Source organism: Caballeronia sp. LZ001 (assembly GCF_031450875.1).
Taxonomy (GTDB): Bacteria; Pseudomonadota; Gammaproteobacteria; order Burkholderiales; family Burkholderiaceae; genus Caballeronia.
Genome location: NZ_JARTVX010000003.1, coordinates 310,474 through 333,765 on the forward strand (window position 1 = coordinate 310,474; position 23,292 = coordinate 333,765).

Sequence of the window (23,292 nt, forward strand, 5' to 3'; positions counted from 1 at the left end):
GCCAAGCCCAGACTCCTAGAGTTCAGCTCCAACTCAACTGAAAGGGGAAGACTCATGGAGCCAAACATATCCGTGTCGATCGACGAGAAAGGGCAGCCCGTCATCACGCACGGCATGCCGCTTGCCGACTACTGCGTGCAGCGCGCGCAGACGTTGCGCGCGATGATCCAGGTGGTATGCGGCGCGAAGCGGCCAGGAGAGGACGCGGGCGTCGTGTCCGCCGCGCTCATCAAGCCTTTGATGCAGTTGATCCGCACACAGGTCGACGAGCTCGAACCGCTTTTCAGGGCGCTCGATCAGCGCGCGTACGAGAAGGGTTTCGATGACGGCAAGGAAGTCGGATACCCCAGGCGCGCGCTGGTGGAACTGGACAAACAGAAGGTCTAGCAATGGCGCGGGGCACGCGCCCCGCGTTCAACTTGCGACTGTTTTGACGGACACGCGCACGTCGCGATACGACGGATTGATATCGAAGCTGCGCGCGGTGTTGCAGTACGCCGCGATACGGCGGGAAACAATGCCCGTTGCCCCTGACAACGCGCGCTGACAAACGCGCTCCATTTCGCGCAACTCGTCGCACTTGCTGACGATACCCGCCGCGCCCGCCTCTTGCATCGCGAAGAGCGTACTCGGCTCGGTTTCCTGCGTAAAAGCAACCACGGGTACATCGGGGAAACGCTCGCGCACCATGCGCAGCAGCGGAAACTCGCCGCCTGGCGCGCCTTCGAACGCACAATCCATCACGATGAGATCGCCGCCCGTCCTTTCGAGCTTCGTGAACAACTGCGCGGCGTTGCGCGCCGTTGCCGCCACCCGATAACGCCCGCGCGCCTCGAACCAACTTTGCAGGCCCAGCAGCACGACGGGCTGGTCGTCCGCTATCACGATATTTATCTTATAGATGGGCGTCATGCAGAGTTTCGCGGGTTTCGCTGGTGCTTCGGGTCTCGCACCTTAACAAAGGACGGCACGTCAGCGCTGCATCGCACAACAAAATTTTTTTAATTCCGCATGATCCGCTGTCGATTTTCAACGTGGCCGCGCGTCGTGCAGATAAGGGCCAAAGTCGCGACGGTTTTTTGCTTCTTTCGGCTCATTACAGGAGGTTTGTCGATGAGTCTGATTCTGTACGCGCATCCGTTTTCCTCGTATTGTCAGAAGGTGCTGACCGCGCTGTACGAGAACGCGACGCCGTTCGAATGGCGCGCGCTTTCGCCGCAAACGCCCGAGGCGATGCGGGAACTGACGGAGTTGTGGCCGATAAAGCGCTTTCCCGTGCTCGTCGACAACGGCCGTTCCGTGATCGAGGCAAGCGTGATCATCGAGTATCTCGGGTTGTTTCATCCCGGCCCGGTGCGCTTGATTCCGGAAGATCCGCGCGCCGCACTGGAAGTGCGCTTTCTCGACCGCTTCTTTGACAACTACGTGTCCACGCCGCAGCAGAAGATCGTGTTCGATTGCATGCGCGCGGATGGCGAGCACGACCCGCACGGTGTCGCCGATGCCCGCGCGATGCTCGACACGTCCTACGCCTGGCTCGACCGCCTGATGGCCAAACGCGAATGGGCGGCGGGCGATGCCTTCACTCTCGCCGATTGCGGCGCGGCGCCGTTTCTGTTTTACGCGGACTGGACGCATCGCATCGATGAACGGTACGCGAACGTCATCGCGTATCGAAAGCGTCTGCTAGCGCGGCCTTCGTTCGCGCGTGCGGTGGATGAAGCGCGGCCGTATCGCGCGTTCTTTCCGCCGGGCGCGCCGGATCGCGATTAAGCCTTCATGACAGGAGACGAAACATGAATACGCTCGTTCCCGCAGCAGAACTGGCCCAACGCGCCACCATGACTTTTCCGAACGAAAGCGCGGAGTATCGGCAGGCGCGTATTGCGTTGCTTGCCGAGGAAATCGAATTGAGGCGACATATCGAGCGGGTTGCGGAGATGCGGCGCGCGCTGCCGCCTGGCGGTATCGTCAAGGGCGATTATCACTTCGATGGCGAGCGCGGCGCGGTCGATATCGACGGGCTCTTCGGCGACAAGAACACGCTCGTCACGTATAGCTACATGTTCGGGCCGGAGCGCAAGCGGCCGTGCCCGATGTGTACGTCGCTGCTATCGGCGTGGGAAGGGGAGGCGGCGGACATTGGACAGCGCGTGGCGCTGGCGGTCATCGCGCGCTCGCCGCTCGAACGGCTGGTCGCGTTCAAGCAAGAGCGCGGCTGGCGCGATCTTGCCTTGTTCTCGGATACGAATGGCAATTTCAGCCGCGATTATCACGGCGTTTCGAAAGACGGCGGCGACGAACCGGCCATCAATGTCTTCACGCGGCGCGACGGCGTGATTCGCCATTTCTGGAGCGGCGAGATGGATTTCGCCACGGCCGATCCCGGCGAGGACCCGCGCGGCGCGCCCGATCCAATGCCGCTCTGGACCGTGCTCGACATGACGCCGGAAGGGCGCGGAACGGACTGGTATCCGAAGCTGGAGTATGGGGCGAAGAGTAAGTAAGGTGCTTAACGATCGCAATTGCAAGCACCTGCAATTACGCGTCAGCGACACGCCGCACACGGTCACTGGCGCATGCAAACTACTTCGGCCCCTGCGTGCCGAGCGCATCGCCATGCGTCATGCCGGCCTGCCGGCTTCTGCCCACCCGCGCCGCGAAGCGATCCTTGATGCGCAGGAACGGCACTTCGACCAGAAAGTAGCTCAAACTCGCGGCGACGAGCGCACCGATTACGCAGCCCGGAAAGCCGAATGCAACCGGCGAATGCGAATGCATGAATAGCTGCTGCCATAAGTAAAGGCTGAACGAGATCGTGCCGACATAAACGAACGGCGCGGTACGCAGCAAGCGCGAGAACCAAAAGCCCTTTTGCGATACCAACACGATGATGACGAAGCCGACCATCGCGGCTTCGAGCGTCGTGCCATAGGTGGCGCGCCATAAGCCGCCGAGTTTGTCCTGCACGGGAGGCACGACGAACATCAGAAGCGCGATCAGCACGCTGGGAATGACCGAGCCTAACGGCAGCGACGCGACCTTTTGCGCGAGACGGTCCTTATTCATCGCGACATAGCAGCCGATGAGAATTGGATCGATACCGGTATGCAGCATCATGCTGAGTTGCCCGCGAAGGCTCGGCGCCGCAAAATAAGTGGCTATTCTCACGAGTGGCACGAAGAAGATCAATCCGACGAGTACGCGTTGATTGCCGCGCTTCAGGATGTAAAAGAGAAGCGGCGGCCAAAACCAGTAAAACTGCTCTTCGAGCGCGAGCGTCCAGAAGTGCCCGAGATACCAAGCGCCTTCGACGTGAGCCGCGTTCACGTTCGCAAGGCCCGCGACGCCGGCATAGTTCCAGAGATGCAATGCAGCCAAAGCAACTTGCCGATGATCGACATCGACGAGACCGGCAGCCGCTAGCATCGACACGATCATGAGATAGATATAGAACGCGGGCCAGATGCGCAGCGCGCGCTTTGCGTAAAACGGCAAGAGGCGAATGGTGCCGGTTGCTTGCCACTCGGCTTGCAGAATGCCTGTAATCAAAAACCCGCTCAGCACGAAGAACATCAGCACGCCGAGCCTGCCATCCGATATCAGGCGCAGCGGCGCATAGACGCCTTTGAAACCGCCATCGCGCATATGCTGCGCGTGTCCGATGACGACCATCATCACCGCAATACAGCGCAAGCCTGTCAGCTCTTGCACATGCTTCTTCATCGATATTCCTTAAGGAAGTCATGATCGGCGGCTAGTCGTTTAGTCGCACACGCTCGAGCTCGATGGTCGGTCTAAAAAATTGGCAAGAAATAGCGCGGCTTGTTAGGAAATATTTCCGGTGCGCGGTAGCGGCAACTTTAGCGGCTTCAGCCCAAGGCTCAAGCACACAAGAAAAGTACAAAGGGATTTTTTTATTTTTATCCCTTCTATTCTTAGGCTGCCACCTATCTACCAGACAAGATCGTGCAAAGATGAACGAGAAAATTCGCGGCTTCGACGGCCTGCGCGGCATCGCCGTGTTCCTGGTGTTTCTTCATCACAAGGCAATGGCCGAAGGAACCGGCTTGGGCCATCTGGGCGTATGGATATTTTTTGCGCTAAGCGGATTTTTGATCACCGACATATTGACGACACAGCGACGGTATATCGATGCAGGCACGAGTACGTTCGGCGCGGAGTTGAAACGCTTTCTGTATCGGCGGACGTTGCGCATTTTCCCGATCTACTATCTGCTGCTCGCCACGCTCGCGGTGCTGATGACCATGGGTTTCGCCGGCCCCGAGTTGGCGGGCGGCATGCCGTATCACTTCGCCTATTTGTCGAACTTCTGGATTGCGGATGTGCTGCACGCGTGGCCGGGCCGTTATTCGCACTTATGGAGCCTCTCGATCGAGGAGCAGTTTTATATCGTCTTCGCGCCGCTGTTGCTTGGCCTTCGGGCAGATTGGCACGGGCGCATATGCTGGCTAGTGATTGCGCTTGGCGTGGGTTCGCTCTTTACCATGAAGGCGCTGCACGAGTCACCGATTGCAATCTACACGCATCCGCTAAGCAATTTTTGGTTGCTTGCGCTTGGCGGTATAGGAGCCGCGTTCGTCAAGCGCAGTCGCTTGCGCGCGCCGCTTTACGCGGTCGTCATTCTCTCTACGGTGATCGCGCTTTTGTGTTTTAAGGAACCCGAGTGGGAGCGCTTGGCCAATCCCTATTCATACACCGCGCTGTATGTTCTCTATGGCGCATGTATCGCAATGCTCGTTTGCGCGATAGCATGTAGCGCAAGCGGTCCGCTCTTGCGCGTGCTTGAGTGGGCGCCATTGGCGGCGCTAGGAAAGATTAGCTATGGATTTTATCTTTACCACGGCTTCATCCCCGACTTCTACAAGAGCGCGAGCGTCAAGGCGCTGTTTGGCGCGTCGGGTGTTCCATGGTGGGCGCGTGTTCTTTGCGTACTTGCGTCGTTTGCGCTGACCTGGATTTTGGCGCGGCTTTCGTGGCGTTTTATCGAAGCACCGATTTTACGGCTCAAGAATCGGCGCTTTACGCGGGTGTCAGTGCAAGGTTCGGCCAATGCCGAATTAAGCGGCGGCGAAGCACGCTGAAGCACTTGAGCACCAAGGTTTTTTAGCGCTTCACAAAGATTATTTTTTGCGCTAAAGAATGCCGTCCTGCCGCGCTAGCCAATGCTTTAGGCCTTAGTGAAAAAACTGCTAAGTTTCGCTCAAAAAGTCGTGTGTTGTCATATTCGGACAAACCATAGTAATGGTATGCTTCGTGCACATATTCTTCATACACGAGCTGGACTACGCGTTGTGCGCCGGTTTGGTTAAATTGCTGCACCAAGAGCGAAAACCTTATCGGACGAATGCACCATTTTGTTGTTCGAGCAAACGTTTGCGAGTACCTCGAGATCCTTCGTTCGCGTGCTGACAATGCCGGGGTTTGTGCTTCGTCGTCAGTGCTTGACCAGTACGCAGACCGATATCCGCAGCGCAGTCGACTGCATGGAGCAAAGCAATGTTTTTTAGCGAACTCAGCAATGAAGAGTGGGTATTGGTCTCCCAAATCATAGGAGAGAGCGAAGTCCGCGAGCATAGGCGCGGGCGTCCCAAAGCCCATCCACGCACAGTAGTCAATGCCGTGTTGTGGATTCTCACCACAGGCGAAACCTGGTCCAGATTGCCAAGCCATTACCCCACGGTTCCAACCTGCCGGCGCCGTTTCGTCGAATGGCAACTGAAGGGCATTCTCATCGAGATCGTCAAGGTACTGGCGAACGCGGGCCGTTCTTTCGCCTATGTACCGCGTCAGCCGGTCACCGAAGCGGCGCCGCGTCCTGCGCCCGTGGCGTATGAATGTGACCGTCTGCGCGGTGTGTTTTGGCAGAACCCGGAGTCGTGGCAAACGCCGGGCGCCTTGCCGTTCAACAGTCTCGCGAGCACGCCAAGGCGTCTGCCGGAAGCGCGCGACGTGGCGCAAGCCAATGCGTCCGTGCTGACGGTCAGGCGCATGCGCGCATCGCGTCCCGCGCGGCCGTACGAGGCGCCGTTGCCCTTCGAACCGGCGTGTCCGCCTGTCGTCGATGCGCGCGGCTACAACATCTATCCCATCGCGCGGCCGGTGTCCGGCAACATGTTTCGCGGCTGGGCGGAAATCGTGAAAGACGGGCGGCGTATCGAGCGTTCCGGTTTGATCGGGCCGCGCTTCGCTTCGTCGGATGAAGCGCGCACGTATGCGCTCGAATGGGCGCGGCGCTGGATCGCGGCCGAAGCCACGCGCGGCGATACACCCGATGAAGTGGACATGGAATCCGCTCAAGTCATGCAGCCTGAAGAGCGACCGGTCGAGCGCATGACGCTCGAGATGCGCGACTAAAAATACGAACGCGCGGACCAGTTTCTCAAGGCTGGCCCGCGCGCTCTTGCTTAAAGCTTAATTTCTGCCGTAAGTATCTTCGAATCGCACGATGTCGTCTTCGCCGAGATAAGTCCCCGACTGCACCTCGATGATTTCAAGCGGCATCTTCCCCGGATTTTCCAGCCTGTGTTGAATGCCGATAGGGATATACGTCGACTCGTTCTCGGCCAGAATGAACGTTTCCGTTCCCCGTGTGACGAGCGCCGTTCCCCGCACCACGACCCAATGCTCGGCGCGATGATGATGCATCTGCAATGAGAGGCGCGCGCCCGGTTTGACGACAATGCGCTTGACCTGGAAGCGGTCGCCCTGATCGACCGAATCGTAATGTCCCCACGGCCGGTGCACCTTGCGATGATCCGCAGCCTCCGTGCCGCGCTCGGACTTGATGCGCCCGACGATTGCCTTAACGTCTTGCGCGCAAGATTTATCGGCAACGAGGATTGCATCGGCCGTTTCGACCACCACGAGATTTTGCGTTCCCACGCACGCAATCAGCCGCCCTTCGGAATGCGCATAAGTCGATGAAGCGCCCTGGAACATCACGCGTCCGCGCGCGACATTCGAGGAATCGTCCTTAGGCAATATGTTCCAGATCGCATCCCATGAGCCGACATCGGACCAGCCCGCGTCGAGCGGCACGACAGCACCCGTGAAGGCCTCCGTGGCGCGTTCACCCGCAAGTTGCTCCATCACCGCATAGTCGATCGAATCCGACGGCGACGCCGCGAACGAATCGCGATCCAGCCGGAAGAACTCGCCATCGTCGCTGCCTTTATCGAATGCCGCGACGCACGCTGCATGCATAGCCGGCTGATAGTGTTCGATAGCTGCAACCCAAGTCGATGCGCGCACGATAAAAATGCCGGCATTCCAGCCATATTCGCCCGATTCCAGATACTGACGCGCGAGTTCGAGATGCGGCTTTTCGACGAAGCGCTCCAGCTTCCACGCGCCGCACGGCAGAGCTTCACCGCTCTTGATGTAGCCGTAGCCCGTTTCCGCATGCGAAGGCACGACACTCAAGGTGACGATCGCCCCTTGCTCCGCGCATTGCGCGCCGGTCGCAATCGCTCGATGAAACTCGTCCTGATTTGCAACCACATGATCGGCGGGCATGACGACGAGCACCGCATCTTCGCCCGCGCGTAACGCATGAATGGCCGCTGCAGTCAGCGCGGGCGCCGTGTTGCGCGGCACGGGTTCGAGCACGAGCCGCGCGCGCCGGCCTTGGCCGCGCAGTTGTTCAGCCGTCGTGAAGCGATGCTCCTCATTGCACACGATGATGGCATCCGCCACGCGCAACGTCTTCTCCGCGGACACCGAGCCAAGACCATCGAGCCGATTGGCAGTGGCCTGCAGCAACGACTGCTCGCCAATGAGACCGATGAGCTGCTTGGGAAAATGTTCGCGCGACATTGGCCAAAGACGAGTGCCCGAACCACCTGCAAGGATCACGGGTTGAATGGCTAGGCGCGTATCTGCGGCGACCGTGGCGAGCACGGTATCTGAAGCGTTCATGAAAAGCCTCCTGGCGTTGATCGCCTGATTCGGTAAGGCAATTTTTAGCACGCAGCAAAAGAGACGTTAAAACAAAAAAATCATGACGCGGCGCTGCATTTATTCGTTGAAAGCAACCTCGACTGTCATGCGTTCGAGTGCCCGAATATTTTTTGCTAAGCGAGCCGATGCCTGCAAAGCCCCGTCCAGCAAGGGGGTCTTGAGCAAATAATTCTAAAAAAATCAGGCTGAACACGCAGACATATTTTCGCGGTTGCGGCGCCTTAATTATTCCGATTCCATATGCCTGAACAGCGGATGGACAAGAGCACTCAAGCAATTTGCTGGCGACTCCATCCGCGACAAGACGAATATGCGGGCGATCTTTCTTCAAGGGTAAAGCGATGCTGAGCGTGCTATCGAGAGTCGTCGACATTGCCATGGCGGTGCTGGGCGCAGCGCTCGGCGCGTCGCTCTATGCGGGCGCTTTCGTATGGGTCGACGACGTGGAAGGCACCATGCTCGCGTTTTCATGCGTGCTGATGGTGATGACGTTTCCGTCTCTCGGCATCTATCAATCATGGCGCGGCAAGCCGTTCTATGACCTGCTGCTGCGCGTGATCGCGGCGTGGATTCTGGTCGAAAGCGCGGGCGTGCTGCTCACCTTCAGCATTCATCGCGCGGAGTCGCTGTCGCGCTTGTGGCTGATTTACTGGGCTGCGTCGACCATTGGTTTGTTGATCGTCACCAAGACCGTGATTTATACGGCGCTCAGGTTTATCCGCCGCGAAGGCTTCAATCAGAAGACGGTGGCTATCGTCGGCTCGGCGCCTTATGCGAAGTTCCTGATTGGCCAGATGCGCAATCGTCCCGAAGCGGGCTTTAGCCCCGTGCTCGTCTTCGACTTGCAACTCGACGCAAACGATTCACCCATGCAAGGCGATGCCTTCAAGGGCGTGCCTATCGAACGCGATCTCGCGGAATTGACCAAGCGTGTGCGCGGCCGTGCGATTCGCGAACTATGGCTTGCCTTGCCGATTTCCGAAGAGCAGACCATTCACCGCCTCGTGAACGAGTTTCGCGACGACTTCGTGAACGTGCGCTTCATTCCGGATGTCCGCAGCCTCTCGTTCTTCAGCAACGCGGTGGTGGATTTGCTCGGCGTGCCCGCGATCAACCTGGCGGCATCGCCGATCACGGATGTGAAAGTGCTTCCCAAGCTCGTCTTCGATCGCGTCTTCGCCGCTCTGGTGCTACTTGGCATGGCGCCGTTGCTCGCGGTGATCGCGTTGATGGTGAAGCTCTCGTCGCCTGGACCGGTGTTTTTCAAGCAAAAGCGCAAGGGGATCGACGGATACGAGTTCGAGATCTACAAGTTTCGTTCGATGAAGGTACACACCGAAGCGAGCGGGCAAATAACGCAAGCGCGTCGCGGCGACAAGCGCGTGACGAAGGTCGGGGCGTTCCTGCGGCGCACGAGTCTGGATGAGCTTCCGCAGTTCATCAACGTGCTGCGCGGCGAGATGTCGGTGGTTGGGCCGCGGCCGCACGCGCTCGAACACGACGATATCTACAAGGACCTCGTCAAAGGCTACATGCATCGCTACCGCATCAAGCCGGGCATCACGGGGTGGGCGCAAGTGAACGGCTATCGCGGCGAGACGGATCGCATCGAAAAGATGTCGGGACGCGTGAAGCTGGATCTCTATTACATGCAGCACTGGACCTTCGGACTCGACATGAAGATCGTCGCGCTGACGCTGTGGAAGGGCTTTGCAGGCGCAAACGCGTATTGATCGGCAGACAAAGTAGTTAGGGATGCAACGATATTTTCACTACCTGGAGCAGGACCATGAAACTGACGGTCATCGGCAGCGGCTACGTGGGGCTCGTAACCGGCGCATGCCTCGCGGACATCGGCAATGAAGTACTGTGTCTCGACGTCGATCGACGCAAGATCGACATTCTCAACAGCGGCGGAATTCCGATCCACGAGCCGGGACTCAAGGAAGTGATCGATCGCAATCGCGAAGCGGGGCGGCTCTCGTTTTCGTCAAATGTGCAGCAGGCGGTCGAACATGGCGAGATGCTGTTTATCGCGGTGGGTACGCCATCCGACGAAGACGGCTCCGCCGATTTGCAATACGTGCTCGGCGCCGCGCGCGATATCGGCCGCTATATGAACGGCTTCAAGGTCGTCGTCGATAAATCCACCGTTCCGGTTGGCACCGCTCGACGCGTGAAGGCTGCGATAGAAACCGAGTTGGCCGGACGCGGCGTCGATCACATGTTCTCGGTGGTCTCGAACCCCGAGTTCCTCAAGGAAGGCGCGGCGATAGAAGACTTCACGCGGCCCGACCGCATCGTGATTGGTTGCGACGACGACGTGCCCGGCGAGCGCGCCCGCGATCGCATGAAGCGCCTCTATGCGCCATTCAACCGCAATCACGAACGCACGCTCTACATGGACGTGCAGTCGGCGGAATTCACGAAGTATGCGGCCAACGCAATGCTCGCCACGCGCATCTCTTTCATGAACGAGCTCGCGAATTTCGCGGACCGTGTGGGCGCCGATATCGAAGCGGTGCGGCGCGGCATCGGTTCGGACCCGCGTATCGGTTATGACTTTCTGTACGCGGGCTGCGGCTATGGCGGTTCGTGCTTTCCGAAGGACGTACGTTCGCTGATCCAGACCGCGACGGAATTCGGCCATGAGATGAGCATTCTCAAGGCGGTCTCGAACGTCAACGAGGCGCAGAAAGATACGCTCACGCGCAAGATCGTCGAACGTTTCGGCGACGATCTCACGGGACGCACCATCGCGCTTTGGGGACTTGCGTTCAAGCCCAATACCGACGACATGCGCGATGCGCCGAGCCGCGTGCTGGCCGCTGCGTTGCTCGAACGCGGCGCATCCATCGTGGCTTACGATCCCGTCGCCGTGGATGAGGCGCGCCGCGTCTTTGCCATCGACCTGCACGACAAGCCCGATGCGCTCGGACGTCTCACGTATGCGAACAATCACAAGCAAGCGCTCGACGGCGCGGATGCACTCGTGATCGTCACCGAATGGAAAGTCTTCAAGAGCCCCGATTTCGATGCGATCAAGCGGCGTCTCAAGACACCCGTGATCTTCGATGGCCGCAATCTTTACGAGCCGGAAACCCTGCAGGAAATGGGCATCGAGTATCACGCGATCGGGCGCGGCGTGCGCCACGTCGAACGTGACGTGACGGCGAGCGTGGCCTAGAGCACGCGCATGTTCGGAAGCGTATTGATCGTCTGTCACGCCAACATCTGCAGAAGCCCCGCCGCCGAAGCGCTCTTTCGTGCGCATCTCGCGCGGCGCGGTGGCCGTCCGATCGAGTTTCGTTCGGCGGGTCTCTATGCGCATGAAGGCGACGACATCGACCCGACCATGCAGCGTCTGCTCGCCGAACTGGGGCTGGATTCGTCGGGGCATCGCTCGCGCCGCTTCAATCGTCAAATGGCGCGCGATGCCGAATTGATCCTCGTGCCCGAGCGCAAACAGATCGATGCGATTTCACGACTCGCGCCCACGACGCGCGGCAAGGTGCATCTCTTAGGCAAGTGGGAAGACTCGGAGGTGACAGACCCGTATGGCGGCCATGAAGCCGCTTATCGGGAGAGTGTCGGACTCATCGAACGTCTGGTCCTTGGATGGCTAAACAAAATATGCTGATTTCGCGCTTGTCTAAGTACTCGATTTTGCTGACGACCTTTTTGTCGGCCTTGATTGCCGGATGTGCCGCCACACCGGGAAACTTCCTTAACACATCGCGTCTGCAGGACAACGACCCCACGCCGACCGCGACCTATCCTGTGCGTCTGATCACGGCGCAAGTCGTCGCAGAGGAAATGGCCGCGCCTGAAGTCGCGCAACCCTTGCCGCCCGCGCGCTTCGCCGACGAATCGCAATACGTTTATCGCGTGGCGCCGCAGGACATTCTGGGCGTAACGCTCTGGGATCACCCCGAACTGACGACGCCGCAAGGCAGCACCCTGTCGATGGGCGGCAACACGACGCAAACCGTCGCGGGCGCGCTGGCGCAGCCTTATACGCAGGCTTTGCCGGGACAGGCCGACCCATACGGTCAGACGGTCTCCGCGGACGGCTACATCTTCTTTCCGTTCATCGGCAAGACGCGTGTGGCGGGCAAGACCGTCGGCGAGATTCGCGACGAACTCGCGGCCAAGCTCTCGCCGTATATCAAGAACCCGCAGCTCGATGTGCGCGTGCTGGCCTATCGCAGTCAAAAGATCGCGGTGACGGGCGAAGTGAAGACGCCGGGTCCGCTCGCCGTGAGCGATGTACCGCTCACGCTCGTCGATGCCATCACGCGTTCTGGCGGCACGACGACAGAAGCCGACCTGCAGCGCGTGCGCCTCACGCGCGGCGGCAAGCTCTATGTACTCGATGCAAACGGCATGCTCGATCGCGGCGATGTCTCGCAGAACGTCATGCTGCAATCGGGCGACATCCTCAACATCCCGGACCGCTACGACAGCCGCATCTTCGTGATGGGTGAAGTGAAGACGCCGATGCCGGTGAACATGGTGCGCGGCCGTGCATCGATTGCGGATGCGCTCACGCAAGCGGGCGGCGTGCTCGATACCGACGCCAACGTGCGCCAGATTTATGTCGTGCGCGGCGTGCGTGCGAATCCTTCGCAGCCGGACATCTATCGCCTGGACATGTCGCAACCGGATTCGATCTTGCTGTCGACGCAGTTTCAGCTTCGTCCGCAAGACGTGGTCTATGTCGGAACGGCCGGCGCGGTGCAGTTCAATCGCCTGATCAATCAGGTGCTGCCGACGCTGCAGACGATCTTCTACCTGAAGCAACTGACGCGCTGAGCGTTTCAACCATTACCCGTGGCGGGAGCCGAATTGTGGATATGCAAGCTCATCCTTATTTGCAAAAGCCGGATGAAGAGGACGTGGTCCTCGGCAATCTGATCCAGGCCGTGATCGACGATATCTGGTGGCTGATCGGCGTCGCTGCTTTCGTCATCGCGGCGGCGGCTGTGTACTGCTATCTCGCGCGGCCCATCTACTCCGCCGACGCGCACGTGCGCGTCGAGACCAACGACAACACGTCGCAAGCGCTGACGCAGACGCAGACGGGTCAGGCCATCAACAGCGGATCGAGCGCGCTGCCGACGGATGCGGAAATAGAGATCATCAAGAGCCGTGGCGTGGTCGCGCCGGTGGTCGATCAATGCAAGCTGAACTTCGCGGTATCGCCCATGACGATGCCGTTTTTCGGCAGCATCGCGGCGCGGTTCGCGACGCCCGGCCAGCCCGCGAAACCTTGGTTCGGCATGACGAAATACGCGTGGGGTGGCGAGGTGATCGACGTCGATTCCGTCGATGTCGAGCCGCGCTACGAAGGCAAGGACCTGATCCTCACCGCACTCGGCGATGAACGTTTTTCGCTCGTCGATCCGGACGGTCATGCGCTCTTGCAAGGCAGGGCCGGCGCAAGCGCAAGCGGCAATGGCGTGACGCTGCTGGTGACGAAGCTCGTGGCGCGCCCCGGCACGCAGTTCAAGGTAATGCGCGCGAACGACCTGAGCGCCATCGGCGCGTTTCAATCGGGTATCACGGTGACGGAGCAAGGCAAGCAGACCGGCGTGATTCAGATATCGCTCGAAAATCAGAATCCGGACAAGGCGGCGGAAATCGCCAATGCGCTTGCGCAGTCTTATCTGCGTCAGCATATCGAGAGTAAGCAGGCCGACGCCAGCAAGATGCTCGAATTCCTGCGCAGCGAAGAGCCGCGTCTGAAGTCCGATCTTCAGCGCGCGGAAGCGGCTTTGACCGAGTATCAAAGGCAAGCGGGCGTCATCAACGCAAGCGACGAAGCCAAGGTCTATCTCGAAGGCAGCATCAATTATGAAGCGCAGATTTCCGCGCTACGTTTGCAGATTTCGTCGCTCGAGCAGCGTTACGGTAACGCGCATCCCGCGTTGCAGACCGCGCGCGATCAGCTCTCCCAACTCGAAGTGCAACGCGAACGTTATGCATCGCGCTTTCGCGATCTGCCGCAATCCGAAGTGAAGGCGGTCGCCTTGCAGCGCGATGCAAAAGTGGCCGAAGACATCTACGTGCTGCTGCTCAATCGCGTGCAGGAATTGTCCGTGCAGCGCGCGGGAACGGGCGGCAACGTGCATATCGTGGATGCCGCGCTGCGTCCGGGCGATCCCGTCAAGCCGAAGAAAGTACTCATCATGTCGGCGGCCGTGATTCTCGGCTTGATCCTCGGCACGGGTTTCGTGTTTGCGCGGCGCGCGATCTTCAAGGGCATCGACGATCCGGAAAGACTCGAACGTGTCGCTGCATTGCCTATCTTCGGCCTCGTGCCGCAAAGCGCGGAACAGATCAAGTTCGATACCGACGCGCGCCGCTATCAGAACCGTGGCGATCGTCTGCGCGAGACGCCGATCCTCGCGACCATGCGTCCGAACGATGTCACCGTCGAGATCATGCGCAGCCTGCGCACGTCGATTCAATTCGCGTTGATGGAATCGCGCAATCGCGTCGTCATGTTCACGGGGCCAGCAGCAGGCGTCGGCAAGAGCTTTCTGGCGGTGAATCTTGCCGTGCTGCTCGCGGCGACCGGCAAGAAAGTCTTGCTGATCGACGCCGACATGCGACGCGGCAAGCTCGAACGTTCCTTCGACGGCGAACGCGTGCCGGGTCTTGCCGAGTTGCTTGCGGGGAACATCGGGCTCGAAGAAGCGATACGCACGACGCGCATTCCATCGCTCGGGTTTCTTGCCGCAGGCAAGCGTCCGGAGAATCCTTCGGAGCTATTGATGTCGCCGCGTCTTCAGCAGTATCTCGATGGCCTGAGCCGCGCGTACGACGCAATCATCGTCGATACGCCGCCGGTGCTCGCAGTCACGGATGCGCTGATCGTCGGCAAGCTCGCGGGCGCCAACTTCCTCGTGCTGCGCTCCGGCGCACATAACGAAGCGGAGATCAGCGAAGCCACGCGCCGTTTGCGCACGGCGGGCATCGCGGTGCAGGGCGCGATTCTCAATGGCACGCCATTGCGGGCACGCGGCTACGGGCGCTCGCATTACGCGAGCACGGAAGAATATTTGAGCGCATGAAGTCGATTCGAGAGGAACGAGCCATGACTCTGAAAGTTTCCGTGGTGGTGCCGACTTATCGGCGCCCGGCGGACCTCAAGCGCTGTCTTGCCGCATTGCGCGCGCAGACGCATTTGCCCGATGAAGTGCTGGTCATTGCGCGTCCGGAAGACGATGCGACCGCGCGACGTCTCGCCATCGAGATGAAAAGCGCGAACGGCTTTACGTTGCGCGTGATCGATACCGGCGCGGGTGGCCAGGTCGCCGCACTCAATCGCGGGCTGGAGGCCGCGCAGGGCGACATCATCGCCATCACGGACGACGATGCGGCGCCGCGCCCCGACTGGACCGCGCGCATCGTCACGGCATTCGCGCGCGATACGCGGCTCGGCGCAATCGGCGGACGCGACTGGGTCCACGAGAAAGGCCGCGTGCTGGATGCGTCGCGCGAGGAGGTGGGCGTGATCCGGCGCACGGGGCGCGTTGTCGGCAATCATCATCTCGGCGTGGGCGCGGCGCGCCGTGTACGCATGCTGAAGGGCGCGAACATGAGCTATCGGCGCGTGGCCGTGGCGATGCTGCGCTTCGATACGCGTTTGCGCGGCGCGGGCGCGCAAGTGCATAACGACATGGCCTTCAGCATGAGCGTGGAGCGCGCGGGATGGCATGTGATGTACGACCCGCTGATCGCGGTGGATCACTTCCCGGCAGAACGTTTCGACGATGACCGCCGCGACGCGCAAACGCTCAACGCATTAAAGGACGCGGCCTACAACTTCCATCTGATCCTGAGCGAACAACTGGCATCGTTCGATCGCGAGGTCGCGTGGCTTTGGTATGCGTTGATCGGTACGCGCGTGTATCCGGGTGCGCTGCACGCGCTTGCTGCCGCGCGTTTCGGATTGCCGCGCGCATGGCAACGCTGGCGCGCGGTCCGACGAGGCGCATATGAAGCGCGCCGCGATGCACGACATTCGCGCGATGACGCCACGCGATCCATTCATGCCGCGAGGACGCTATGACTCACGTGCACGTGCATCTCTTTCATGGCGCGGACCCACGGCACTACCGTTCCGGCGACAAGATCGGCTGCCTCTACGGCTATCACCATGCCGAATCGCCGGAGTTCGTGCTTTCCTATTCACGCGATGCCGCCGAAGGTAAGCCGATGCGCATCTTGCGGCGCGCGCTGAAGGCGATCGTAGGGTTCGACTTCATTCATACGTGGCGCAATCGCGATGACATCTTGTCCTCGGATGTCGTATGGACGCATACGGAGCACGAGCATCTTTCGGTCGCGCTGTTGCTGCTTCTCAAAGGCCGGCGCAAGGAGTCGCCAGGCTCGCCGCTCTTGCTCGCGCAGTCGATCTGGTTGCTCGACAAGTGGGCGGGTTATGGCGCGTTACGTCGCTGGGTGTATCGCAAGCTGATCGACCGGGCCGATATTCTCACCACGCATTCCAGCGTGAATGCAGCGCTGGTGCGCGAATACTTCGACCGTGAAGCAACCCAAGTCTTCTATGGTCTGAACATGCAGGACTTCACGGTGCAAGCGCCGCGCGAATGGACGCCGCACGCGCCGGTGCGCATCGGCGCAATTGGCAATGACCGTGACCGCGACTGGCCGACGCTTGCCGCCGCGTTTCGCAACGACGCGCGTTATGAAGTGCGAATTGCAACGCGTCGCCGGGTGCCGGCGGCCTTACGTGCATCGAATGTTCATGTTGCGCCTGCAATCGGTCTCAAGGCGGCGCGCGAGGTCTACGATTGGGCCGACGTGATCGTCGTGCCATTGCGCGCGAATACGCATGCCTCGGGGCTGACGGTGCTGCTCGAAGCCATCGCGCTTGGCAAGCCCGTGATCGTCACCGATGTCGGTGGCCTGCGCGACTACTTCGGCGCAGGACATGTCGCCTATGTGCCCGCGCACGATTCCGCCGCCATGCGCCGCGCGCTCGATGACATGCGCTCGAACCCGGCGCTTGCGCTTCATCGCGCACAAGCGGCGCTGCGGCATTTCATCGAGCAGGACTACACCACGCGGGAATTCGCGCTGCAGCACGTGAGGATTACGCGCGAGGCGCTGCGTCCTTCGTTCGGACGCAACATGCATACGCGTTCACAACCGACGCACCGCACGAGTTGATGCGATGACCGCGCCCACGCTTCCTCATTCCCCGCGCGCGCCACGCAATCTCGCCGGTCGCATCGGCAAGGTGCGCGAGGACTCGACGCACACGCGCAAGGGCGCACCGGAGTGGACCGCGCAAGCCATCGTCTGGGGCTTGACGACGCTGCTCGTGCTCGCCAAGCAAGGCACCGTGCTCACGCTCGCCTTCCCGTTGATGGCCACGCTTGCCGCGCTATGGCTCTACTTCAAGAGCCCGGCGCGTTATGTGGGTTTCATGTGGTGGGTCTGGTTTCTGAGCCCCGAAGTGCGGCGTCTCGCGGACTGGGGCAAGGGCGGCTTCACGCCGACTAGTCTCATTCAGATTGCGCCACTCGTCGTCACGATGATCTGCGGCATCACGCTCTTGCGGCAATATCGCGTGCTTGCGCAACGGCGCGGCCTGCCGGTGCTGCTGATGCTGCTCGGTATTGCGTATGCGTATCTCATCGGCGTGGCCGCGAGCGGGCCGATGGCCGCCACTTACGACCTCGCGAACTGGCTTTATCCGGTGCTGATCGGCTTTCACATTCTCGTGAATGCGCACGAGTATCCGAAGTATCGCAAGGTCATGCTCGATACGTTCGTGTGGGGCCTCTTCATCATGGGCGCATACGGCATCGTGCAATTCTTCGTCATGCCGCCGTGGGACGCCATGTGGATGATCGGCTCGCAGATGAACTCGCAAGGCGAGCCGGTGCCGCTCGGCGTGCGTGTATTCAGCACGATGAACTCGTCAGGGCCATTTGCGCTCGTGGTCATGGCCGCGCTGACCTTCGTGATGGCGGGCACGCAGCGCATCAAATGGATTGCTGGCGGTCTCGGCTTCGTATCGTTCGGTCTTTCGCTCGTGCGCTCGGCGTGGGGCGGATGGATCATCTCGATGGTGTTGCAGCTCATCAAGGCAAGCAACCGCGTGCGCTTACGGATACTGCTTGGCGCTATCGTGCTCGTCGGAATCTCGATCCCTTTGATGACCGTCGGGCCGATTGCCGACCGTCTGGGCACGCGTCTGCAGACCATGACCAACCTGAGCGACGACAGCAGCTACGCGGCACGCAACGAGTTCTATGCGAACTTCATGGTCACCGCCTTCACCGATGTCACCGGCGAAGGTTTTGGCGCTACCGGAACCTCGACGAAACTCGCGAGCGCAAACGGTGATCTTGGCAAATACGGCAGCTTCGATAGCGGCCTCATGAACGTGCCGTTCGTGCTCGGCTGGCCCGGAGGATTGATGTATGTCGCGGGCGTGGGCCTCTTGCTCGTGCGTGCGTTACGCGCTTCATTTTCGCTGCGCGACGACAAGTTCGCGCAAGCGTGCCTGAGTCTTTCATTTTCGATGGTCGGCATTCTCGTGTTCGCGAACACCTTCGTCAGCACGGGCGGATCGTTGCTGTTCATGAGCCTCTTTTCGATCATCGCCGCGCGCCATCATGCCAAGCTCACGCGCCGGCGCGCCACGTTTTCTCCTTCCATCACGAGGTCAAGCCGATGAAGATCGCGATCGTCACGCACGTCGTGCGTCATAACGACGGCCAGGGGCGCGTCAACTACGAGATTGCACGCGCGGCGCTCACGGAAGGGCATGACGTGACGCTGATTGCGTCGCATGTCGCGCCCGAACTGCTGCAAAACCCGCGATTGCGCTGGGTGCGCGTGACAGCAGGCCGCTATTGGCCGACGCGGCTGCTCAAGCAACAGGTCTTTGCCATCAAGAGCGCCTGGTGGTTGCGCACGCACCGCGATGAATACGATGTCCTGCACGTGAATGGCTTCATCACGTGGGCAAGGGCCGACGTGAACACCGCGCACTTCGTGCATGGCGGCTGGACGCGTAGCCCGTATTATCCATTTCGCTTGAGCGGAGGTGTTTGGTCGGCGTATCAGGTGATCTATAGCCGCATGAATGCGTGGCTCGAAGGATGGGCTTATCGACGCTCGCGTGTGATCGCGGCGGTATCGGAGAAAGTGGCCGAGGAGATACGCGCGGGCGGTATAGAGCGAAATCGTGTCGAAGTGGTTTATAACGGCGTGGACACGGCCGCTTTCTCGCATGCGAGCAAGAACCGCGCGATGTTCAGTCTCCCCGATGACGCATGCCTGTTGCTCTTCGTCGGCGACTTGCGCACGCCGCGCAAAAACCTTCAAACGGTGCTGCAAGCGCTGGTGGGTCTGCCGCGTAGCGTGCAGCTCGTCGTGGCGGGTTATCTGCCGGGCAGTCCTTATCCGGAGCAGGCGCGCATTCTCGGCATTGCGGACCGCGTGCATTTTCTCGGGCTCGTCAAGGACATGCCGACCTTGATGCATTCTGTCGATGTCTTCGTGTTTCCCTCGCGTTATGAAGCCATGAGTCTTTCGCTGCTCGAAGCGCTTGCAGCGGGTCTTCCTGTGGTGACGGCGCAAACGGCTGGTGGCGCGGAGATCATAGGCGACACGTGCGGCATCGTGCTCGACGATCCCGACGATGAACTGGCACTCGCACGCGCCATCGATACGTTGGCGCATTCGCCCGCACGTCGCGCCGAAATGGGCGAAGCGGCGACGCAACTCGCGACCAATTTCAACTGGGCGCGCATGGCGCGTCGTTACCTCGACCTTTATCGCAGCTTCGCGCAGCGTGAGCGTTCACCCGCCCCGCTTGCTGCAACCTCCGCGCAAACAGGCGTCTGACCGCTCAACCCGAGATTATCCCGAGCTTATCCCGAGACTAACCCGACCTTGGACCCACACATGAGCACGCACACTATCAAGTCCCTGCAAATCGGTATGCATTGGTTCCCCGAGCGCGCGGGCGGACTCGATCGCATGTATTACACGCTGGTCGGTGCGCTGCCTGCGGCGGGTGTCGAAGTGCGTGGCGTGGTCGCGGGCTCGCCTCGCGTGGCTGTCGATACGGGCGGCGCGATTCGCGGCTTCGGTCCCGCCGCGCAGTCGTTGCCGCGACGCCTGATGAATGCACGCAACGCATTGCGCGACACCTTGAAGAGTGAGCGTCCCGATGTCGTCTCCTCGCACTTCGCGCTTTATACGTTTCCTGGTCTCGATGTGACGCGCGGCATCGCGCAGGTATCGCATTTTCAGGGGCCTTGGGCGGATGAGAGTCATGTGGAAGGCGCCGACTCGTTCGGGCAGCGCGCGAAATTCATGCTGGAGCGGCGCGTGTATGCGCGTTCCTCGCGGCTGATCGTCTTGTCGGAAGCGTTCGGGCAGATTTTGAGCACGCGCTATGGCGTGCCGGAAGAGCGCATTCGCGTGGTGCCGGGCTGCGTGGACGTTGCGCAATTCGACCTTAAGATGACGCGCACCGAAGCGCGCAGGCGTCTGCAATTGCCGGTGGGAAGACCGATCGTGCTCGCGGTGCGGCGGCTCGTGCGGCGCATGGGACTCGAATCGCTGATCGACGCGATGACGCGCGTGAAAGCCAAGATCGCCGATGTGCTGCTGCTGATCGCGGGCAAAGGCCGGCTTGCGGACGAGTTGCAGCAGCGTATCGATGCAGCGGGCTTGCAGGATAACGTGCGCCTGCTCGGCTTCGTGCCCGATGAGCAGCTCGCCGCGCTTTATCGTTCCGCCGATGTGAGTATCGTGCCGACAGTCACGCTGGAAGGTTTCGGCTTGATTACCGTGGAATCCCTGGCTTCGGGAACGCCGGTGCTGGTTACGCCGGTTGGTGGCTTGCCAGAAGCGGTGCGTGGACTATCCGAGGACCTCGTGCTGGCATCGACCGGCGCGGATGCTATCGCCGATGGACTGATCGCCGCGTTCGATGGATCGCTCGATCTCCCGAACGAGGCGGATTGCAGGCGTTACGCGTGGGAACATTTCGATCGCGGCGTGATTGCGCGGCGCGTGGCTGCGGTTTATGAGGAAGCAATTGACGCGGGACCGGTGCATTGAAAAAAATAAAGCGCTTCCGCGGATAACCGCCGAAGCGCTTTTAATCGACGCTCAAGCGCAAATCAGACCGCTACTCGCGCGCTCATGTACTCGTACATCCACTCCAACGTGCGATCGATCGGTGTAGCCGGCACTTGCCCGATCACCCGCCGCAACTTGCGATTGGACCCGACGAGCCGCGCGATCTCATTGCGTCTCAAGAAACGCGGATCGACGAATACATCGATCTTGTAGCCGGCTATGCGCGCAAGCATTTCAAGCACCTCGCCAAGCGAATGACTACGCCCGGAGCAGATATTGAACGTCTCACCTGCGGGCGCCGCTTCGAGCAATTTCGCATAGGCGGCCACCACGTCCCGTACATCGGAGAAGTCGCGCGACACATTCAGATTGCCGAGCGAGATGCGCGCTTCATGCCGTGCGTAGTGCCCGACGATCTTCGGCAACACATAGTCTTCGCTTTGGCCCACGCCCGTATAGTTGAACGGCCGCACGAAGAAGATCGGCAACCGGTCCATCCATAGCCGCGATGCCTGTTCCATCGCGAGCTTGCTGACCGCATAGTCGTTGGCGGGCTTGATATCGACATCTTCATCGATCACTTCCACCGCTGCGTTGCCGTACACATTGGCCGTGCTTGCAAGCAAGACCGCGCGCGGCTTGCGGTCGAGCGTGGCGAGCGCGGCAAGCAGGTTACGCGTGCCGACAATATTCACGAGATAAGTCGTGCTCGGCGTGTTGCCCGTGACATGCGCCGCGCCCGCCAGGTGCACGACGACATCGGGCCGCGCGTCGGCGACGAATGACTTGAGGGCGTCAGCGTCGAGCAGATCGACGGGCAGGCCGACGACATTGGGCACATCGGCTTCCGGCGAAGCGGACGTGGTGCCCCAGACGTCGTAGCCTGCGTTCATCAAATGCGCCGCCATGTGGCGGCCCGTGAAGCCGGAGAGCCCGGTTATGAGTGCGCGACGAGGCATGGGCGTTCAGAAGGTAGGCTGCAATTCGTTACGCTTCAGGTCCGCTTCGACCATCATCTGGCAGAGCGCTTCGAGCGTGGTCGTGGGATGCCAGCCCAGCTTTTCGCGTGCCTTGTCCGCGCTGCCAATCAACAAATCCACTTCCGCCGGACGATAGAACTTCGGGTTCACGCGCACCAGCGTGCGTCCCGTCGATATGTCGATACCGCGTTCGCGCTCGCCTTTACCGGCCCATTCAAGTTGATAACCCGCTGCGGCAAATGCCATGCGCACGAAGTCGCGTACCGTCTCCGTGCGATTGGTGGCGAGCACATAAGTATCGGGCTCGCTCGCCTGCAGCATGCGCCACATGCCTTCCACGTATTCGGCGGCAAAGCCCCAGTCGCGCTTTGCGTCGAGATTGCCAAGCTCGAGCAACTCTTCCTTGCCGAGCTTTATTTTTGCAACCGTATCCGTGATCTTGCGCGTGACGAATTCACGGCCACGCAACGGCGATTCGTGATTGAACAAGATGCCGCTGCATCCGAAGATGTTGTACGACTCGCGATAATTGATCGTCGTCCAATGAGCGAACAGCTTGGCCACACCATATGGACTACGCGGATAAAAGGGCGTCTCCTCCGATTGCGGAATCGCCTGCACCTTGCCGAACATCTCCGATGTCGATGCCTGGTAATAGCGGATCGTCGGATCGATCACGCGCACGGCTTCGAGCAGATTGAGTGCGCCTAAGCCCGTGACGCCCGCGGTCGTCGAAGGCTGATCGAAGGAGACGCCCACGAAGCTTTGCGCCGCGAGGTTATAGAGCTCGCTTGCTTCGGCGGATTCGAGCAGACGCAGGTTCGAACCAAGATCGGTCAGATCGTGCTCAACCAGCTTGAGCTTCGGATGCCGGTCTATACCGAGTTCCGCGATACGCCAGAAATTCACCGAGCTCGTGCGCCGATACGTACCGACCACTTCGTAACCTTTGTCGAGCAGCAGCTTGGCAAGATACGCGCCGTCCTGCCCCGATACTCCGGTGATGATCGCCTTGTTCTGCGTGGCCATGGTGTTACCTCGTCGGTGATGTCATGAGGCGATTCTAGGCTAAAGAAATCGGAAAAAAACCTTTAGCAATTTTTAATGAGCGCGCCATTCGGCGCTTAGGAAAAGACGTTTCTTAAGCCATGCGAATGCCATTTAGCAGACGAATATTTTTCGT

20 protein-coding genes are annotated in these 23,292 nt (G+C 60.3%); 15 read left to right on the plus strand and 5 right to left on the minus strand.

All coding sequences use genetic code 11. The annotated features are described in order from the left end of the window. Positions 1 to 54 precede the first annotated feature (54 nt). Complete coding sequence (locus P9292_RS05855) at positions 55 to 387, plus strand: hypothetical protein (RefSeq protein WP_309958318.1); 333 nt, start codon at positions 55 to 57, stop codon at positions 385 to 387. A gap of 27 nt (positions 388 to 414) precedes the next feature. On the opposite strand, the gene P9292_RS05860 is transcribed toward P9292_RS05855, so the two are convergent. Beyond that, positions 415 to 912 (minus strand): response regulator transcription factor, encoded by a 498-nt coding sequence (locus tag P9292_RS05860; RefSeq protein WP_250468672.1) that lies wholly within the window; start codon positions 910 to 912, stop codon positions 415 to 417. A gap of 201 nt (positions 913 to 1,113) precedes the next feature. Here P9292_RS05860 and P9292_RS05865 point away from each other — a divergent pair, with 201 nt between their 5' ends. Beyond that, complete coding sequence (locus P9292_RS05865; RefSeq protein WP_244829969.1) at positions 1,114 to 1,773, plus strand: glutathione S-transferase family protein; 660 nt, start codon at positions 1,114 to 1,116, stop codon at positions 1,771 to 1,773. Positions 1,774 to 1,796: 23 nt separating this feature from the next. Next, complete coding sequence (locus P9292_RS05870) at positions 1,797 to 2,507, plus strand: DUF899 family protein (protein WP_309958319.1); 711 nt, start codon at positions 1,797 to 1,799, stop codon at positions 2,505 to 2,507. A gap of 79 nt (positions 2,508 to 2,586) precedes the next feature. Here the strand turns inward: P9292_RS05870 and P9292_RS05875 are convergent, their stop codons facing one another. Continuing rightward, a complete protein-coding gene (locus tag P9292_RS05875) occupies positions 2,587 to 3,726 on the minus strand; it encodes an acyltransferase (RefSeq protein WP_309958320.1) in 1,140 nt (379 codons plus the stop codon). Positions 3,727 to 3,977: 251 nt separating this feature from the next. On the opposite strand from P9292_RS05875, the gene P9292_RS05880 reads away from it, so the two are divergent. Continuing rightward, a complete protein-coding gene (locus P9292_RS05880) occupies positions 3,978 to 5,105 on the plus strand; it encodes an acyltransferase (protein ID WP_309958321.1) in 1,128 nt (375 codons plus the stop codon). A gap of 415 nt (positions 5,106 to 5,520) precedes the next feature. After that, positions 5,521 to 6,378 carry a transposase gene (locus P9292_RS05885; protein ID WP_309958322.1) on the plus strand — a complete coding sequence of 286 codons (858 nt, stop codon included), beginning with the start codon at positions 5,521 to 5,523 and terminating at the stop codon, positions 6,376 to 6,378. A 57-nt stretch (positions 6,379 to 6,435) separates the two neighbouring features. On the opposite strand, the gene P9292_RS05890 is transcribed toward P9292_RS05885, so the two are convergent. Beyond that, entirely contained in the window at positions 6,436 to 7,941 is a 1,506-nt protein-coding gene (locus tag P9292_RS05890; protein ID WP_309848193.1) for a mannose-1-phosphate guanylyltransferase/mannose-6-phosphate isomerase, read from the minus strand. Positions 7,942 to 8,324: 383 nt separating this feature from the next. Between P9292_RS05890 and P9292_RS05895 the strand changes: the two genes are divergently transcribed. The 10 genes from P9292_RS05895 to P9292_RS05940 are packed head-to-tail and all read left to right on the plus strand — an operon-like array spanning position 8,325 to position 21,108. Further along, a complete protein-coding gene (locus tag P9292_RS05895; protein ID WP_244829975.1) occupies positions 8,325 to 9,716 on the plus strand; it encodes an undecaprenyl-phosphate glucose phosphotransferase in 1,392 nt (463 codons plus the stop codon). 56 nt (positions 9,717 to 9,772) lie between these two features. Further along, complete coding sequence (locus tag P9292_RS05900) at positions 9,773 to 11,170, plus strand: UDP-glucose/GDP-mannose dehydrogenase family protein (protein ID WP_309958323.1); 1,398 nt, start codon at positions 9,773 to 9,775, stop codon at positions 11,168 to 11,170. A gap of 9 nt (positions 11,171 to 11,179) precedes the next feature. Further along, a complete protein-coding gene (locus P9292_RS05905; protein ID WP_250510792.1) occupies positions 11,180 to 11,623 on the plus strand; it encodes a low molecular weight protein-tyrosine-phosphatase in 444 nt (147 codons plus the stop codon). Further along, the gene (locus P9292_RS05910; protein WP_409015127.1) at positions 11,602 to 12,798 is read left to right on the plus strand and encodes a polysaccharide biosynthesis/export family protein; all 1,197 of its coding nucleotides are present in this window, start codon (positions 11,602 to 11,604) and stop codon (positions 12,796 to 12,798) included. The genes P9292_RS05905 and P9292_RS05910 overlap by 22 nt, the downstream gene beginning before the upstream one ends. Positions 12,799 to 12,830: 32 nt before the next feature. Continuing rightward, the gene (locus P9292_RS05915) at positions 12,831 to 15,062 is read left to right on the plus strand and encodes a polysaccharide biosynthesis tyrosine autokinase (RefSeq protein WP_404989410.1); all 2,232 of its coding nucleotides are present in this window, start codon (positions 12,831 to 12,833) and stop codon (positions 15,060 to 15,062) included. A gap of 29 nt (positions 15,063 to 15,091) precedes the next feature. Beyond that, complete coding sequence (locus P9292_RS05920; RefSeq protein ID WP_309958743.1) at positions 15,092 to 16,063, plus strand: glycosyltransferase family 2 protein; 972 nt, start codon at positions 15,092 to 15,094, stop codon at positions 16,061 to 16,063. Beyond that, a complete protein-coding gene (locus tag P9292_RS05925) occupies positions 16,060 to 17,187 on the plus strand; it encodes a glycosyltransferase (protein ID WP_309848190.1) in 1,128 nt (375 codons plus the stop codon). Before P9292_RS05920 ends, P9292_RS05925 begins: the two co-directional genes overlap by 4 nt. A 4-nt stretch (positions 17,188 to 17,191) precedes the next feature. Next, the gene (locus tag P9292_RS05930; RefSeq protein ID WP_309848189.1) at positions 17,192 to 18,706 is read left to right on the plus strand and encodes a glucose-6-phosphate isomerase; all 1,515 of its coding nucleotides are present in this window, start codon (positions 17,192 to 17,194) and stop codon (positions 18,704 to 18,706) included. After that, positions 18,703 to 19,881, plus strand: coding sequence for a glycosyltransferase family 4 protein (locus P9292_RS05935; protein ID WP_309958324.1), 1,179 nt, complete (start codon positions 18,703 to 18,705; stop codon positions 19,879 to 19,881). Before P9292_RS05930 ends, P9292_RS05935 begins: the two co-directional genes overlap by 4 nt. Positions 19,882 to 19,941: 60 nt before the next feature. Next, on the plus strand, positions 19,942 to 21,108 hold the full coding sequence (locus tag P9292_RS05940) for a glycosyltransferase family 4 protein (protein ID WP_309958325.1): 1,167 nt from the start codon (positions 19,942 to 19,944) through the stop codon (positions 21,106 to 21,108). A gap of 62 nt (positions 21,109 to 21,170) precedes the next feature. Here the strand turns inward: P9292_RS05940 and P9292_RS05945 are convergent, their stop codons facing one another. Both P9292_RS05945 and gmd read right to left on the minus strand, forming a co-directional pair. Next, entirely contained in the window at positions 21,171 to 22,088 is a 918-nt protein-coding gene (locus P9292_RS05945; RefSeq protein WP_250468644.1) for a GDP-mannose 4,6-dehydratase, read from the minus strand. Positions 22,089 to 22,094: 6 nt separating this feature from the next. After that, positions 22,095 to 23,138: a GDP-mannose 4,6-dehydratase gene (gene gmd, locus P9292_RS05950; protein ID WP_244829983.1), complete on the minus strand. Its 1,044-nt coding sequence runs from the start codon at positions 23,136 to 23,138 to the stop codon at positions 22,095 to 22,097. Positions 23,139 to 23,292: the final 154 nt, after the last annotated feature.